Source organism: Gardnerella vaginalis (assembly GCF_040427915.1).
Taxonomy (GTDB): Bacteria; Actinomycetota; Actinomycetes; order Actinomycetales; family Bifidobacteriaceae; genus Bifidobacterium; species Bifidobacterium vaginale_C.
This window is the reverse complement of record NZ_JBETXJ010000002.1, coordinates 223,468-240,722: the sequence shown is the minus strand read 5'-3', so window position 1 is coordinate 240,722 and position 17,255 is coordinate 223,468. Positions and strand designations below refer to the sequence as shown.

The following is a 17,255-nucleotide window of genomic DNA, read 5'->3' as shown; positions in this document are numbered from 1 at the left end:
ATAATATGCAGGAAACTAGCGTAGCAGGAATGCCACTTGCTCACGAAGACGAGCATGGATTGCCAATTCCAGTCACAATTCCAGTGCCATTGGGATCGCGCGCTCACGCCGTTTTTACAACACGATTAGGTGGAATTTCCGAATGTGATTTTGCGTCGCTTAACCTAGGTGGCAAAGCTGGCGACGATGCTAAAGCTGTGTTTAGCAACCGTTCCGCTTTGCAAAACACTCTTAAAGCCGACTTGTGTCTTGTTAGCCAGGTACACGGCAGGAACGTATTTGATGCAGATACAATAATCCATTCGTGGAACACGCCGTACGGTTTTGATGCAACGGGTTTTGCAGATTCCAAAGTGCGAATTGAGGCTGATGCGCAAGTTTCAACAGCATGCTCACTCGCTTTAGGAATGTTTGCTGCAGATTGCCTACCAGTTTTACTTGCCGATAGTGAATCTGGAGTAATAGCTGCAGCGCATTGCGGACGAAAAGGCTTAATGTCTGGAGTACTTGATTCTACTATTGAAGCAATGTGTGAAAAAGGAGCCGAACGCTCGAATATAACAGCTGTTCTTGGACCATGCATTTGTGGCGATTGCTATGAAGTTGGCGAAGAAATAGCTAGCGACTTTGAACGCAGATATCCACAAACTATAACACAAACGCGTTTTGGTGGAGTGGGAATTGATATTGCTGAAGCTGCCCGCATTGATTTAGCGCTCGCAGGAGTTGCAAATATTGTTGATGCTTTGCCGCGAGTTACAGCCGCAACTCAATATTTGGCAGAAGACGAAGAATTGAGTACAGTTTGCGATGTTGATCGCGAAGGTGGAACGCTGAAAAGTCGCCTTCAGGCGTTGCAAAACCCAATGTGTACGTTGGAAAATCCACTCTGGTATTCTCATAGACGCGCGGGTCTTGCTGGAAAATCACATGAAGGACGATTGCTTGCGCTTATAGTCAAAGACAAGTAGAAAGCTAATTGTGTAGAAAGCTATTGTTATGAAGCAAATTAACGTAGTTATTTCAGGATTTGGACCATATGCTGATCTTAGCGTAAACCCGTCTTATGAAGTGCCATTGACTTTAGAACAATATTCAAGTCAGGGGCTTGATCTTCCAGAAGATGTTAGCGTAAATATCAAGTCTGTAATGCTGCCGATTAGCTTTGCAAACGCATGGCCTCAGCTTTTAGAAACGATTAATGCGCAAAATGCGGATATTGTAATTGCAACAGGAGTAAAACATACTGCTCGCGGAGTGCAATTAGAACGGTGTGCCACAAATATTATGGACGCAACTAAACCAGACGTAGATAACCACACTCCACAAAGTGTACAAATTGTTGAAAATGGACCATCTGCGTATTGGACCAGGTTGCCATTACGAATGATTCTAAACGATTTTGCTCACGACGGAATAGCGTCAACACTAAGCTCGGATGCAGGAACATACGTTTGCAATTCGCTGTTTTATAGATTGCTGGATTGGGCGTCGAATAATTCTAAAAAGCGCATAATTGCAGGTTTCGTAAGTTTTCCTCCAGTAGTTGCAACTCATGACGCTAGGCATGGGCTGCCGTTAGATTCGCAAATAAAAGCTGGTCAAAACATAATTCGTGAAGCCGTAAAATACTATATGAAACCTTCATCTTTAAGCATATTGCTCGAGTAGTTCGCTCGACACGCCCGAGTGTTTTTGCGCCTAAAGTGATAGCGTTATTGCTGATGGAGTGTGCACGATAAGTTAGTGAATCGTGCGGGGGTTTGTGAAAGGAAAAACTATGGTGCCAGATCGTTTCCCAACTGCTTTGCGCGGATACGACAAAGATAAAGTCAACGAAGCCTTTTCTAACTACGAGCGCACAATATCGCGTCTGCGTGAGCAAGTGCGATCTAGTGACGAATCTATTCTTCAATTGCAAGCACAATTGCAAGAAGAAAAAAATAATGTAAAACGTGCAAAAAGTGGGAATACTTTTGCATCTTTGGGCGCAAATGCGCAACAATTACTTGCGTCTGCAGAACAGACGAGTGCGCAGCTAATTGAACGCGCAAAACAAGACGCTGCGTCGATTAAAAAAACGGCTCAAGCGCAGGCTGGAACCTTGCTGAACAATGCAAAATTAGACGCAGAGCATTTGCTGCAAGAAGCTCAAACAAAAGCGGATACGCTGCTTTCTACAGCAAGCAACAAGGCAAGCCAGATGACGAGTGCGGCAAAAGAAGACTCGCAGCGTTTGCGCGAAACAACAAATAAAGATGTTACTGCGCAAAGAGATGCTGCAACGCTGGAAATAAACAACGCTAGAGAAGAGCACACGAAGCGAATGGCATCCGAAAAATCCGAGCAGGAGCGTGCAATTGCGCAGCTAAAAGCGGATGCAGCGCAGAAAATCGCGGAACAGAGGTCTGCGGCAAACGCGGAAATTGCTCATGCTAAAGCAGAGACAAATGACCAGATTGAGTCGGCTTTGGCAGAAGCAAACAAGAAACTTGCAGACATGCAGGAGCGAGCAACAAAGATGATGGCGGATGCGCAGCGCAAGGCTGGAGAAATTACAGATGCTGCTGCGGCAAAAGCACAGGAGATTGCGGACGAAGCGCAGGTTGAGCGCACGCGCACGCTAAGCCAGGTTAGTGCAGAAGTTGAGCAAATTAGAAACGATATTGCAGCTCAGCAAGAAGAAGCCACAAAAAAGGTGAACGAACTTATATCTGGCTTGAAAGAGCGAGAACACGCTGCTCAAGAAGAAGCTGATGCGCTTGTTGCTAGGGCAAAAACTGTTCATCAGGATGCGGATAATTATGCGGCACAGGCACATAAGGATGCAGATGCTCAGGCTGCGCAAATCGTTCGTAAAGCTATGCAAGATGCCACGGCTCAAGTGGAAGAGCGCAGGGCAGCAGCTCAGCAGGAGCTGGATGGTATGACGGCGCGCCTAACACAGCTGCAGCATAGAGAAGCGCAAATCACGCAGCGTGTTACCGAGCTAAGGTCTTTGTTTGCAAACGCTTTTTCTGGATTTGATTTTGGTGATGCGGCTTCTGAACAGGGGCATTCTGGCGATTCTGCAGATGTGGATGCTTCGAATAATAGCAATGCTGACGCTCAAAAACAGGCAAGGAAAGACGCACAAGCTCAAGTTGAAGAAGCTATTGCGCAGGAATCCTGAGTGGCGAGTAGCGAGTGGCGAATTGCGCTGTGTGGCGGATTTATAAGTGAAAACTCATAAAGAAAATCAGTAAAGAGATTTCACGGAAAAGTCGCAAGCAGGACGCAAGATTTGCGAAAAAAGCTAAAATAAACTATAAAAAATAAAGATAAAATAAGGAAAACAAGAAAGGTTAGACAGTGACTGAGATCTCTGAATTAAGTGCCGAGGCTTTGCAAGGTTTGCGTGACGATTTTGATGCAAATCCATTGAATCGTTTAGCAATGAACGGCGTTACTGCCGCTGGAATCGACAAGGTAGCGCGCAACTATGACCGCGCGCGTTTATTGCAGCGCCGATTCTCAACGGTTGTGGACAATGGTGACGCAAGGCATCAGGATCATTCTGGTCGCTGCTGGCTATTTAGCTCTTTGAACGTTGCGCGATTTGTGGCTAAAAAATCGCTTAAAGTTAAGGATTTTGAGTTTTCGCAAAATTACGCAATGTATTTCGATAAGCTTGAGCGAATCAACTATTTCTTAAAGGATGTTGCGGCTCTTGTTCGCTCTGGTGAACCAGCTGATTCTAGACTAGTTCAGCATTTGTTGCACGACGTTATGGGTGACGGCGGTCAGTGGACAATGGCTATGAACGTATATAAGAAGTATGGTGCCGTGCCTAAAGACTTGTATCCAGAAACGGAGTCGTCTAAAGATACGGATGCTATGAACACTCAGCTTCGCCGTTTGCTGCGAACAGCTGTTGCACACATGTACGCTAATGCTGCAGATATTGACGACATAATTACGGAAACGACTGCTGCAGGTCATAGGATTCTTACAATCCACTTGGGCGAGCCGCCAAAGAGCTTTGACTGGGAGTGGACGGACGAGGATGGAAAGTTCCATCGCGATGGCGAGATTACGCCAGTTGAGTTTTGGAAGAAGTACGTTACAGCTGGGCTGGAAGATTACGTTTGCTTAGTAGACGACCCGCGTGCGGAGCATCCAAAAGGCAAGAAGATTGCGATTGAGCACTTGGGTAACGTCGCTGGTGGAGACGCTACGGAATATTTGAACGTACCAAATCAGTTTATGAAGGATTGTGTGCGTAAGATCCTCGTTGAGCAGGGCATTCCAGTTTGGTTTGGCGCGGATTGCCATCCTATGATGGATCGCGTAAACGGTGCTTGGGCTACGGACTTGTTTGAGTATGATCGCGTTTACGGCGTTGATTTTGATTTAAACAAGGAGCAGCGCGTGCGTTTTGCTGATTCGGCTATGAACCATGCGATGGCGTTTGCTGGAGTTGACGTTGCTGATGATGGTACAACTACTCGCCGCTGGCGCGTGGAGAACTCTTGGGGTGCGGATATTGCCGACAAGGGTTACTTTACTATGAGCGACGATTGGTTTACTGAGTACGTGTATGAGGTGGCTGTGCCTAAGGCGCTTTTGCCGGAGGAGTATCGCAAGGCGCTTGAAGAGCCAGCAATCGTTTTGCCAGCGTGGGACCCAATGGGCGCACTCGCCTAGGCTAATTTCACTAGGAAATTAGCCTACTCGAGTGCGCCTGAGCCGCTTAAGGCAGAAGCACAGTGTGGTGCTTCTGCTGCGGCGAGGACGTTCGCGCGCTTAGACCGCGCGAACGCGGCCTGCTGCGTCTCGATTGACGCAGCAGGATCCACGCCATGTGTGGTCTAGTTTAGCCTACTCGAGTGCGCTCGAGTCTTCGCTTGTTTTTGTTTCTTTTATCCCGCGTTTGTTCCCAAAATCACCAAATACGTAAACAATCTCGGGCAAGTGTTCCCGCATTTGTTCCCAAAATTGCCAAATGCGTAAACAAACGCGGGCAAGTGTTCCAGCTTTTGTTTACCAAATGGGTCAAAAAGGGAACAAACGTGGGGTAAAGGGAACAAACGCGGGAATAGGATTACGCTTATGTGAGTGTGGTTACGTCGTTCTCGCGCTACGCTTTAAGCTCGAAGTTGCTAGGTTAGTGCGTTTATTGTTCAAAGATTGCAGAATCGTCAGTTGGATATCCGTTTGAATACGCGCTTATTATGTGTGAAACTACAATATCTGCAAGTATCCCTACAAAATCTTGATTTTCGATACTTACAATCGCGTCATTGTTGATTTTTCCATCTTTGTTTACTGGGAAAATCGTTTGATTTAACGCGTCTAGTTCTTCTCTTGCGCAATCCATATAGGCTATTGCAACAATAGGTAGTTCTTTTCCTGTGGCGTTGTCTTTAGCGATTCCTGATTCCAAGTTTTGCTTAGGTATCTCATAGACTTTTTGACGCAAGTCACTTCCACTTGATGCAAAGTGCATAAGCGTGTTTGCAATTGTAGCCGTCATGTCACTTTGCCGAAGTGAAACGTTTTTTGCATCTCTAGCAGCTAGTGTTTGCAATAGAAATGCGAGTTTGTCTTGTGCTACAGCTGCTTTTGCTAGCGGATCATGATTCCAGTATAGGTTTTTGTTATTGTCTGCAAAGTCTTGGATTTTTTTGTAAGCGTCTAATTCTAGTTGCTCAGCTAGCTTAATTGTTTCAGCATTTCCAGTTTGATTTAAATTGGCTAATTTCCAAATGTTTTGGGCACTGAACACAACGCCTTGAGCGAATCTACTGTTACATTGAATTGCGACTTTTTTCCATGTGTCAGAAGCATTCTTTAAGTCTTTAGATGTTAAATTATTTATTTTTTTATCCACTTTTTCTTGGCTTGATTTTGCTTTTTGCATAATTTTGTAGCAAGGTTCGTGGTTTTGCAAAGAATTCAGATTGTTGTTTTTTAATTCTTTTGTACTAGAACATGCACTGAAAAGCATTGTTATTGCCATTAATGATGCAACTATTAAAAGATGATTTTGCGTATGCTTTTGACTGCGCTTTTTATTGTGTTTTGTGCGCTCTAATAGGCTTCTTAACAAAACAAACTGTGTCTGCATAATCTACTAAAATAGTCCGTGACTGTGACCAATGTTTGCTTGTTTTGCGTTTGGCATTGTATGCTTAACATTTTCAATTGCAGTCATAAGATTTTGTGCTTTACAGCCGTCGTTAGGTTTAGATTTTAACGCGTTTGTTGTGTGCGAATCGTGATAAAAGAAAAATAAGTTAATTTTATAAGTGAATTTATAAATGAATTTTCAACAGGAGGACATGCACGATGGAATTGGATTTGGCGGGAATGCATCAGCTTGCGGCGCAGCAGGGGATTAATGCCGAGGAGCTGGACGAGGCACTCGCCGAGGCCTTGCGTCTTGCATACATGAAGACTTCTCACCCAGCTAGGCATGCTCGCGTTGAATTAGATGAGCGTGCTGGCAGCTTTACAGTGTGGGCAAAAGACGAGATTCCTGGAGTTCCTACGGAAGATAATCCTCATCCAGCACCAACTCTTGGTGAAGAATACGATGATACACCTCGTGATTTTGGACGTCTTGCTGCTGCTACGGCACGTCAGGTTATTACTCAACTTTTCCGTAAAGTAGAAGATGACCGCGTATTTGGTGCTTTTTCTGGACAAAAAGGAAAGCTGATTAACGGCGTTGTGCAGCAGGATTCTAAAGATCCTTCTAATATTCATGTTGCTGTTGGAGATGTTGAGGCGATTTTACCACGTCGTGAGCAGGTTCCAGGCGAAAGATATCGCCATGGTGAGCGTATTCGTGTTTACGTTGTGAACGTTGCTCGTGGTTTGCGTGGTCCAGAAATCGTTGTTTCTAGGTCTCATCCTGATCTTGTTCGTAGACTTTTTGAGCGCGAAGTTCCAGAACTTGTTTCTGGAGCAGTTTCGATTATGGCTATTGCTCGCGAAGCTGGCGCTCGCACTAAGATTGCTGTTCGTGCCAACACGGAAGGTGTTAATCCAAAGGGTGCTTTGATCGGTCCTGGTGGTTCTCGTGTTCGTGCTGTTATGGAAAATCTTGGTCCAGAAAAAATAGATATTGTTGATTGGTCGGAAGATCCAGCGAAGTTTGTTGCCGCTGCTCTTTCTCCAGCAACAGCAACACAGGTTCATGTTGTTAGTGAAAAGAACCAGACGGCTGTAGCGTTTATTCATGATTCTCAGCTTTCTCTTGCTATCGGTAAGGAAGGTCAAAATGCAAGGCTTGCAGCAAAACTTACTGGTTGGAAGATTGGTATTGAGTCTGCGGAAGAACATGCTAAGAAGCAGGAAGAAATGAATGCTGATTCTAAGGTTTCAGCAGAGTAACATCCCGTGGATTAGCATTAGCGACACTCCCGAGAATCCAACGTTTCGAGTATGCTGAAAGCTGCAATTTGGGCTTATGCGCAGCTTTCTGCCTAGTGGGAACGAGGTACAGAAAATCATGGTTGAAATCATGGTCGCACGATGAGATATCGCATTATGAGGTATCTCACTAAAGAGCATAAGAATAAGAATCTTATAAAAATATAAAGTGGCTGCGTTCGTTTTGCGCTGCCACAGACTGAGGAGAACACTGAGTGGTAAAAAAGCGCGTATACGAACTAGCTAAAGAGTTTGGTGTAGACAGCAAAACCGTGTTGGAGCGGTTGAAGAGCATGGGCGAATTTGTTAAGTCCGCGTCTTCAACAGTAGAGGCTCCTGTTGCACGTAGATTAAAAACAGAGTTTGCGTCCGCTGGATCATCTTCTGGATCGTCTGCTGCAAAGAATGATGCGAAACCTTCTGCAAATAAGAATGCTGATAATTCTTCGAATAAGACTAATCATTCTTCTAATAAAGCGGAGTCGTTGGCTCAGAATAATGCTGAAAAACGAAATTTGGATAAGTCTTCAGAAAAACAGCAATCTTCGCAAAAGTCACATGATAATCATGATGATAGTGACAATAAAGGAAATCATTCATCTTCCACTCCAAATGGTGTAATTCCTAAGCCTTCTGCTGGTCACGTAAAGCCACATGCTATCGCTAACGCTGATTCTAAGCGTGGAGGCGATAAGCGTAGCGAAAATCGTAACGATGCACGAGGCGATAAGCGCGGCGAAAATCGTTCTTCTAAGTCAGATCGTTCTTCTCAGATGCCTCCACGCCCTCGTCCGCATCAGGGTGCTGGTTCTGGTTCTGCTCCTCGTCCAGGTAACAATCCGTTCAGCCGAAAGCAAGGTATGCGCGCTCCTACACCTGGTGATATTCCTCGTCCTCACCCAATGTCACGTCCAGGCGCTGCTGCAGAAAATTCTCGTGGAGCAAAGCCTGGTCAAGGCGGCGGTAATGGCAACGGCGGTGGTCGCGGTCGCGGCGGTCGCGGAGGCGCTCGTCAGGGCGGCGGTAATGGTTCAAACCGCTCTTCGCAGTGGTCTGGTTCACATCGTCAGGGCGGCGGTAATAGCGCAAGCTCTCGTCCATCTGCAGAATCGCGCTTTAATGCAAATCAGGCTGCAAGCTTCCAAGCTGCAGCTGCTGGCGCTCCAAATGCTGGTCCATCTCGTGGAGGTGGTCGCGGTCGCGCAGGTGCTGCAGGCGCATTTGGTCGTCAGGGTGGAAAGTCTTCTAAGGCTCGCAAGAACCGTCTTGCAAAGCGCAGAGAATACGAAGAGCTTAAAGCACCAGTGATTGGTGGCGTGCGTATTCCTTCTGGAAATGGCGCTACAATTCGACTTCGTCAAGGTGCAACTCTTTCTGATTTGGCAGAAAAGATTGATGTAAATCCAGCTGCTTTGGTAACCGTTTTGTTCCATCTTGGAGAAATGGCTACAGCTACTCAGTCTTTGGATGAAACAACATTCCAGATTCTTGGCGAAGAAATCGGTTGGAATATTAATCTCGTTTCTGCAGAAGAAGAAGATAAAGAGCTTCTTCAACAGTTCGACATTGATTTGGACGAAGAGGAACTTCAAGAAGACGATAATCTTGTAACTCGTCCTCCAGTTGTTACCGTTATGGGTCACGTTGACCATGGTAAAACTCGTTTGCTCGATACAATCCGTAAGTCGAATGTTGTAGCGCGCGAAGCTGGTGGAATTACTCAGCGTATTGGCGCTTACCAGGTTACGGTTACTTTAGATGGAGACAAGCGCAAGATTACGTTCTTGGATACTCCAGGTCACGAAGCGTTTACTGCTATGCGTGCTCGTGGTGCAGAGCTTACAGACGTTGCAATTCTTGTTGTTGCAGCAGATGACGGCGTTATGCCTCAAACTGTTGAGGCAATCAACCACGCTCAGGCTGCTCACGTGCCTATTGTTGTGGCTGTAAACAAGATTGATGTTGCTGGAGCAAACCCAGATAAGGTGCGCGGTCAGCTCACAGAGTACGGTCTTGTGCCAGAAGAATACGGCGGCGACACAATGTTTGTGGATATTTCCGCAAAGCAGGGAACTAACGTAGATAAGCTTCTTGAGGCTGTTCTTTTGACAACTGACGCTGAGCTTGATCCTAAGGCAAATCCAAACATGGATGCTCGTGGTGCAACCGTTGAAGCTCGACTCGATAAGGGTCGTGGTGCTGTTGCTACTGTTCTTGTTCAGCAAGGCACGCTTAAAGTCGGAGATTCTATTGTTGCTGGCACGTCTTATGGTCGTGTGCGCGCAATGCTCGACGAAAATGGCAACCACTTGCAGGAAGCTGGTCCATCTACGCCAGTTCAGGTGCTTGGTTTGACTTCTGTTCCAACTGCGGGAGACTTGTTCTTAGTTACATCCGACGATCGTTCCGCTCGCCAGATTGCAGAGAAACGTTCTGCTACAGAGCGTGCAGCTCAGCTTGCTAAGCGTCGCAAGGTTGTGTCTCTTGAAAGCCTTAAGGAACAGTTCGCTAAGTCCGAAGTTGATATGCTCAACATTGTTATTAAGGGCGATTCTTCTGGTTCTGTGGAAGCTTTGGAAGATTCCTTGATGAAGATTGAGGTTTCCGACGAAGTTGGAATTCAGGTTATTCACCGCGGTGTTGGTGCAATTACTCAGAACGATGTGAACTTGGCAACAGTTGATAAGGCTGTGATTATTGGCTTCAACGTGCGTCCAAACCGTCAGGTTGCTGATTTGGCAGACCGCGAGGGTGTGGAAGTCAAGTACTACTCGGTTATTTACAAGGCTATCGAAGATATCGAAGCTGCTTTGAAGGGTATGCTTAAGCCAGAGTTTGAAGAGGTTGTTACATCTCATTCAGAGATTCGCGAAATCTTCCGTTCTTCCAAGTTCGGCAATATTGCTGGTGTTATGGTTCAAGATGGCGAAGTCAAGCGTGGTACGAAGTGCCGTATCTTGCGCAACGGTGTTGCTACTGTCAACGATCTTGAAATCTCCAGCTTGCGTAGGTTCAAGGATGATGTGCAATCCGTCAGCGAAGGCTACGAGGCAGGTATCAACCTTGGCAGCTTTAACGACATTGAGCTTGGCGATATAATCGAAACCTTTGAAATGAAGCAGATTGAGCGCAAGTAATTATGGCAGGAACAAACCCTAGAGCCGCGCGAATTGCGGCTCTGATTCACAGAGTAATTGCGTCTAACATGGAGGCTCATTTACACGATAAGCGACTTGTTAATGTGACTATTACAGAAGTGAGAGTTACTAACGACTTGCAAATCGCTAAAGTGTATTGGACACAGCTTGGTACTGTTGGCAAAGAGCAGGGTGAACGTCAGCGTGCAGCCCAGGCTTTGCAGCAGGCTAAGGGGCGTTTGCGCACTCTAGTTGGAGCTAAGGCTGGCTTGCGTTTAACTCCTCAAATCCAATTTGTTTACGATGAGGTTCCTAGTGAAGCTCATGAGATTGAAGACATTTTGGTCGCCGCGCGTAAGCGTGATGAGGAATTGGCTAAAGCGCGAGAAAATGCTCGCTACGCTGGTGAAGAGGATCCGTATAAAAAGCCTCGTGAAGATGAGGATTTTGACGATTTTGACGATTTCGATGATTCTGATGATTCTGATGACTTTGACGGGTATGAGGATTATGAGAACAGCGAAAACGATTTTGTAGAAGATAAGTCGCCAGCAACCGACGATTTAGCTGATTCTGCTCATTCGGAATTATAGTTTTAAATAAAATAATTAATCAAATAAAATTTAGTAATGAGTAGTTCTCAAACATCATCTTCAGGCATTTTATTAGTAGATAAGCCGAAAGGCGTTACCAGCCATGACGTTGTGTCTTGTGCAAGAGGATTGTTGCACACTAAACGCGTAGGTCATGCGGGAACTCTTGACCCAATGGCTACAGGATTGCTGATTCTTGGTTTTGGTAACGCCACTCGTTTGCTTAACTATTTGCTTGGTCACGATAAGACTTATGAGGCTGTGATTCGTCTTGGCGAATCAACCAATACGGATGATGCTGATGGTGATGTTGTTTCAAGCGTTAATGATGAAAATGGCATTCTAAACTCTGCAAATACTGATGAGATTCTTAAAGAATTGCGTTGCGTAGTCGCTAAGAATTTTACTGGGCACATTATGCAAACGCCAACAGCTTTTTCGGCTATTAAAATAAACGGTGTGCGTGCTTATGACTTAGCGCGTGAAGGTAAAGATGTTCATTTAGAGCCGCGAGAAGTTGTTATTCATGACTTTTCGCTTCTGGATGCGCGTTTTAACGTTGGTGTAAGCGGTGTAAAAGTTGTTGATGTGCGTGCGAGTGTTTCTTGTTCTAGTGGCACGTATATTCGCGCACTTGCTCGCGACTTAGGGCGTGTTCTTGGTGTAGGAGGACATTTAGTAAGTCTTAGGCGAACGCGGATTGGCGAATTTTCGGTAGAAGATAGTAGGGTTCTTAAGCTTGAAACTAGGATTCGTACATTTACGGACAAGAATGGCGTTACTCAGACTCGCGCAAAGGCTGTTGTAACTAACAGACACGATAGTGTTTCTGACTATTTTTCTGGCAGTGCTTCTGACTGTTCGGTTGCTGGCGACTTATCTGGAGATTCTTCTTGCAAAAAATCTGCACAAAAAAATTATGATTTACAAAATCGTGTTCTAAGTATGTTTGAATCCGCAAAATTAACCATGCAAACAGTTGAAATCAGCGAAAATCAGGCTAAAGACTTGCGTTTTGGCAGAAAAATAGTGATTCCTGCGATTAATGAAAAAAATATTATTGCATACGTAAAAGCCGAAAAAGATGTGCAAAACGATGTTGTTGCAGTTCTGGAAACCGCTGAAAAGTCGCCAGCAACCGCAGGGGGGAGCAGCGCGTTCTCCAAGTCACAAGAAAAAAATGAAAAAAACACAAATCAAATAGAAGCTAAACCTATTGTGGTATTTGTACAAAGCTAGTTTGCTGGTAAAATAGTTAATAGTGTGAAAATAAGGGTTCGCGGCAGTAATGCTGCTTATTTCGGATAGTTGCGAATAGTAAGGATATGATGAAGGTCATCAACATTCGACCAGATGCCAACGGCATGATTAATTGGCCAACATTAAGTGCTCAGCGTAAGGCGATTGTTACGATAGGTGTGTTTGACGGCATGCACCTAGGGCATAGAAAAGTTATTGAACGCACCGTTGATCTTGCTCGCAAAAACAATGCGTTTTCTGTGGTTATAATGTTTGATCCGCGACCAAGCGTGGTTCACGAAAACCCAGATTTATTCGACGATTTTGGAGATAACGCGCAGATTCCAGTGGATTCGCAGGCGTTAACAAGTGTTCGTCAGCGTCTTAGGGTTTTGCAGCAGTTAGACGTGGATCATGTGATTATTGTTCGATATAGCTTAGCTTTTGCTGCAAAATCATACAGATTCTTCCTGGGCCAGCTTGTTGGAAAACTCGGTATGCGTGCACTTGTGCTCGGATCGGATGCAGCTCTTGGAGCGCGTAGGGCTGGTAATGTTCATGCGATTAAGGAGCTTGCGCAAGCTACGGGCGTTTTTGATTTGGTTGTGGTAGACGATTTTGGTCCAGGGGATGTTCGTGTTCCAGACCCAATTGTGCCAGAAGTTCCGTCTGAAGACGGGGAGCCAAAAGATCCTGCGGATGGTATGAACAAGGCGGAATATCGCGCTTGGAGTAAAGGTATGCCGAATAAGAAGGTTCGTGCTTGGAGCTCTACGAATGTGCGATGGATGCTCGCGAATGGTAGGGTTCGCGATGCTAGGGATGTTCTTGGTCAACCGCATAGAGTTGAGGGTATTGTGGTTCATGGTGCCGAGCGCGGTCGTGAAATCGGTTTCCCAACAGTGAATTTGGGTGAGCGTATTGATGGGTATGTGCCTGTTGATGGAGTTTACGCTGGTTGGATTGTTGATTTAGATGCGGACGAGGCTAGTGCAGATAATTTGCATTCTTCTAGTATTCCGAGTGTTGGCGTTTTGCGTAAGGATGAGTTGCATCTTGGAGTTCATTCGCCATGGCGTTGGGCTGCTGCGATTTCAATTGGAACTAAGCCAACTTTTGCTGAGTCGAATGAAGGTGCTTCTGTTAAGAATGTAGTTTCTGGTGATTCTGGCGATATCTTTGAATCTGATTCTATCTCTGATTTTGGCGACGATTCTGCTACGTATCCTAATGATAGTGAAAATCGCGTGGTTGAAGCTTATGCTCTAACGGATAAGTGGCAGGATTTGTATGGTCATCGCATTTGCATTGAATTTGCGCAATTCTTACGTTCTCAACATGCCTTCGATTCTGTTGAAAGTCTTAAGGATGCTGTGAGACACGATGTTGAGAAAGTGCGAGAAATAACTGATGCTGAAAACCGATAAGCTGGTTTAGATTAGTTTAGGCTGATTTTTCTTAATCTAGCTTGATTGGAATCTGATTTAATCAGATTATTGGCTGAAGCTGTGGTGTTTTGTGCTTAAGATTGGCGGTGATTATGGAGTTGGATATTAATAGCAGCGATATTAGTGGTATTGAGCCTAGTACAAGTGATCTTAATTGTAAATCGTTTAACAGCAACGCCTTAAATCACTCGGATGCTCGTGCTGTTAAAAAAGCTGTTGAAGAAGGGAAAAATCCACTCGATTCATCTAAATTCGAGCGCTGGGAAGACCAGGTTGGAGTAGATCGTATAATCAACCGTCGCGTGTTGGAGTTGGAGCCGCTTCCCACTCCTGCACAAGTGCTTGGTGAGTTGCCACTTTCTCCATACGCTCAAGACATTGTTGCCGAATCGCGCGATGAAATCCGTAGATGCCTTAACGGAGACGACGACCGCTTGCTTGTAATCGTCGGACCTTGTTCGGTTCACGACCCTGCTGCGGCTCTTGACTACGCGTCTCGCTTGGCAGATTTGCGCGCAAAGCTCGAAGGCGAGCTTTTGATTGTTATGCGCGTTTACTTTGAAAAACCGCGCACAACAGTTGGTTGGAAAGGTTTGATAAACGACCCAGATATTGACGGTACGCACGATATTCACAAGGGTTTGCTTTTAGCGCGTCGCACACTTCTCGGAGTACTAGACGCTGGTTTGGCTGCAGCAACCGAATTTTTGGAGCCTACTAGCCCACAGTTTATTGCGGATGCGGTTAGCTGGGGGGCGATTGGCGCGCGCAACACGGAATCGCAAATTCATCGCCAGCTTGCTAGCGGTCTTTCTATGCCAGTTGGATTTAAAAACGCTACGGATGGCTCTGTTACGGCTGCTGTTAATGGCTGCCTAGCTGCCAGCCAGCATCACACTTTCTTTGGAATTGACCATCTTGGACGTGCGTGCGCTGTACAAACACTTGGAAACCCTGATTGTCATGTTGTTTTGCGCGGCTCTAGCAAGGGTCCAAACTACGACGCATCTTCTGTTGCATCTGCCGTTGCTTCAGTTCGATTGAGGCTTGGCACGAATTGCGTGGCGTCTAATGGCGTTGTAATTGACTGCTCGCACGGAAACTCTGGCAAAGATGAGAATCGACAAATTCAAGTTGTGCAAGATATTGCGGATCGTTTTGCACACGGCGAAAAAGGCATTAAAGGCGTTATGATGGAAAGCTTCTTGCAAGGCGGAAATCAAGATCCTGCGCCTTTGAGTGAGCTTGAGTACGGAAAGTCGATTACGGATCGATGCATTTCTTGGGAAGATACTGAGCAATTGCTTAACACTCTTGCGCAGGCTGTTTCTGCTCGACGACTTAAGTCTTGATTTGTCGCGCGCGACGACCTGCCTTTTCACTTAAAGCGTAGCGCGAAAAGGCAATTCGGAGCGCTGAGCTTGCTTAAGGTTGAAAGCACAGTGTGCTTTCAACGCAAGCGAAGACGTTCGCGCGCTTAGACCGCGCGAACGATTTCCCTTGCTTGGTGTTGTAGGAGGGCTGGGTGTTTACGCTCGCGCGGATTAGCCGCGCTCGCGTCTTCGCCGCACGTAAAGTCCACTGGACTTTACGTTTGAGCGGCTCAGCGAATCGAGGTGACTTCTCGCGCATTATGCAGCTCGAAGTCGTCGATTCGCACAACGCTCTGCCTCTTACGTGTTGTCTGTTGTTGCGGTTGTTCCGTTTTGGCTTTGATTTTGTTTTTGGGCTGAAGTTTGTTTGTAGTGGTTGATCATTGGATTATTTGGTATCGGCTGCCGCTCTTATACTGTTCGACCAAGAATCACCCAGCCCTCTTGCATGCTTGAACAATTGCGTATCGCTAGTCGCCTGAGATTCTCGATTTTTCTTGCTGCTTCAGCGAATCACCATTTCATGCTGAGGTTCGCTTCATTCGCTGCGAAAAATCTCGAATCTCTACCCAGCTTGCGCGAACGACACGACACGCCGTGTTTTTTTAGTTACAAACTATTACAATAGAACCTCAAATATGCAGCATTTTTGAACAAAGGAGTGCAAAATGTGCGAATCGCCAGCCCCCGAGCGTAACAATCTTCCCCAAGATAAAAGCGTTTTAAGCCGCGCCCTGACAATCGCGCGATATGCGATTTTTGCACTTCTGCTTGTTGGCGCGTTTCTTCTGGCGTTTGCGTGGTATCGTGGAACTCACAGCAAAGGCTACACTGTTGTTACCTGTTCTGCACTATGGTTTAGCGTTATTGTTCCGTTTATTACGTTGATTGTGCTTTGCGTTTTTGTGCGCGGATGGCGTCTTGTTGTTGGATCTACGATTTGCGTTTTGCTAATAGCGTCTTTCTTTGGGTTTATGGCGCTTCAAGATCAAATCATGGAGTTTTTGAATGTCCCTGTTACAAATCCTTGGTTTGAATTCACGTGTAGCTCTTTGCTAAAAATCGCAACCGCGTCTTTTGTTATTATGTGTTATGTAAGCGTATTTTTGATTAAACGCAATGCAACGCACAAGATTAAAGGATGATTTGACGAATGCCTAAATTTACAAAAATTGCCATTATTGGCGCTATGGAAGAAGAAGTTGCGCACATTGCTGCCTCGCTTAGCAATGTAAAGCATGATAATGCCGCTAGCCTTGACGTATCTTGCGGTGTGCTTGAATGCGAAGATGGTGGAAAAATCGAAGTGGCTGCAACAGTTGGCGGAATGGGACTTGTAAATGCCGCTGCAACAGCGCAGTATTTAATTGATGCGTATAAGCCGCAGGCTGTAATCTTTTCGGGAATTGCAGGAAATCTCAATAAAAATTTGCATACGAATGATGTTGTTCTTGGAAAAACATTAAGATATTTAGACACCGACATGCGCATGATTAGTCAGTGGAAACCGTTTACAAACGAGTATCATTCAGACGATTATCTTCTTAAAACAGCAGACAATGTTTTAACAAAGATGGGCATTAATCACATTTTGGGAACAATTGCCTCTGGTGGATATTTTGTAGACACGCCCGAAAAAGTGGCGGAAGTAATTGAGGTGACTCAAGCGGATGCTGTAGAAATGGAAGGTGCTGCGATTCTTCACGTTGCTGCAAGAAACGACATTCCAGCGTTAGTTGTGCGCGCAATGAGCGACAATGCAGACACAAAATACGAGGAGTTTCACACTTTCGACATATCCGAATACGCGGATACAGCCGCAAAAATGACGGTAAATATTGCTAGAAATTTGTAGAATGCAACACGCCGATGTGGTCGCCGACGCGTTGCATTGTCAATCAAAAGGCGAGTAGCGCTAAATGCCGCCATTTTTTAGGTGTAACTAGATTTTGGCGGCAAGGTTTTTACCCCCCTCTTAATATTGGTATCGTTAATAGAAGAAAAAGGTAATAAGAAATAAAAGATGCCAGTTTTGAACATTAGTTT

13 protein-coding genes are annotated in these 17,255 nt (G+C 45.5%); 12 read left to right on the top strand and 1 reads right to left on the bottom strand.

The annotated features are described in order from the left end of the window. The first annotated feature begins 5 nt into the window (after positions 1–5). The 4 genes from ABVC65_RS01040 (at position 6) to ABVC65_RS01025 (ending at position 4,686) form a co-directional block, all read left to right on the top strand. Entirely contained in the window at positions 6–971 is a 966-nt protein-coding gene (locus tag ABVC65_RS01040) for a polyphenol oxidase family protein (protein ID WP_353582375.1), read from the top strand. A 28-nt stretch (positions 972–999) separates the two neighbouring features. Next, positions 1,000–1,671, top strand: a complete 672-nt coding sequence (locus ABVC65_RS01035) for a pyroglutamyl-peptidase I (RefSeq protein WP_016814623.1) — start codon at positions 1,000–1,002, stop codon at positions 1,669–1,671. A gap of 109 nt (positions 1,672–1,780) precedes the next feature. Further along, on the top strand, positions 1,781–3,172 hold the full coding sequence (locus ABVC65_RS01030) for a hypothetical protein (protein WP_004124196.1): 1,392 nt from the start codon (positions 1,781–1,783) through the stop codon (positions 3,170–3,172). Between the two features lie 179 nt (positions 3,173–3,351). Then, positions 3,352–4,686: a C1 family peptidase gene (locus ABVC65_RS01025; RefSeq protein WP_353582374.1), complete on the top strand. Its 1,335-nt coding sequence runs from the start codon at positions 3,352–3,354 to the stop codon at positions 4,684–4,686. Between the two features lie 469 nt (positions 4,687–5,155). Here the strand turns inward: ABVC65_RS01025 and ABVC65_RS06555 are convergent, their stop codons facing one another. Next, positions 5,156–6,109, bottom strand: coding sequence for a hypothetical protein (locus ABVC65_RS06555; protein ID WP_435528266.1), 954 nt, complete (start codon positions 6,107–6,109; stop codon positions 5,156–5,158). A gap of 221 nt (positions 6,110–6,330) precedes the next feature. Here ABVC65_RS06555 and nusA point away from each other — a divergent pair, with 221 nt between their 5' ends. The 8 genes from nusA to mtnN all read left to right on the top strand — a co-directional run bounded on the left by nusA (position 6,331) and on the right by mtnN (position 17,064). Next, positions 6,331–7,380 carry a transcription termination factor NusA gene (nusA, locus tag ABVC65_RS01020; RefSeq protein WP_004121389.1) on the top strand — a complete coding sequence of 350 codons (1,050 nt, stop codon included), beginning with the start codon at positions 6,331–6,333 and terminating at the stop codon, positions 7,378–7,380. Between the two features lie 254 nt (positions 7,381–7,634). Continuing rightward, positions 7,635–10,556, top strand: coding sequence for a translation initiation factor IF-2 (gene infB, locus ABVC65_RS01015; protein WP_353582373.1), 2,922 nt, complete (start codon positions 7,635–7,637; stop codon positions 10,554–10,556). Between the two features lie 2 nt (positions 10,557–10,558). Continuing rightward, entirely contained in the window at positions 10,559–11,149 is a 591-nt protein-coding gene (rbfA, locus tag ABVC65_RS01010; RefSeq protein WP_353582372.1) for a 30S ribosome-binding factor RbfA, read from the top strand. 36 nt (positions 11,150–11,185) lie between these two features. Beyond that, a complete protein-coding gene (gene truB / locus ABVC65_RS01005; protein ID WP_353582371.1) occupies positions 11,186–12,388 on the top strand; it encodes a tRNA pseudouridine(55) synthase TruB in 1,203 nt (400 codons plus the stop codon). 89 nt (positions 12,389–12,477) lie between these two features. Beyond that, a complete protein-coding gene (locus ABVC65_RS01000; RefSeq protein WP_353582906.1) occupies positions 12,478–13,815 on the top strand; it encodes a riboflavin kinase in 1,338 nt (445 codons plus the stop codon). Between the two features lie 113 nt (positions 13,816–13,928). Next, positions 13,929–15,188, top strand: coding sequence for a 3-deoxy-7-phosphoheptulonate synthase (locus ABVC65_RS00995; RefSeq protein ID WP_353582370.1), 1,260 nt, complete (start codon positions 13,929–13,931; stop codon positions 15,186–15,188). Between the two features lie 689 nt (positions 15,189–15,877). Next, entirely contained in the window at positions 15,878–16,354 is a 477-nt protein-coding gene (locus tag ABVC65_RS00990) for a hypothetical protein (RefSeq protein WP_353582369.1), read from the top strand. A gap of 8 nt (positions 16,355–16,362) precedes the next feature. Then, complete coding sequence (mtnN, locus tag ABVC65_RS00985; RefSeq protein ID WP_353582368.1) at positions 16,363–17,064, top strand: 5'-methylthioadenosine/S-adenosylhomocysteine nucleosidase; 702 nt, start codon at positions 16,363–16,365, stop codon at positions 17,062–17,064. The last annotated feature ends 191 nt before the right edge of the window (positions 17,065–17,255 follow it).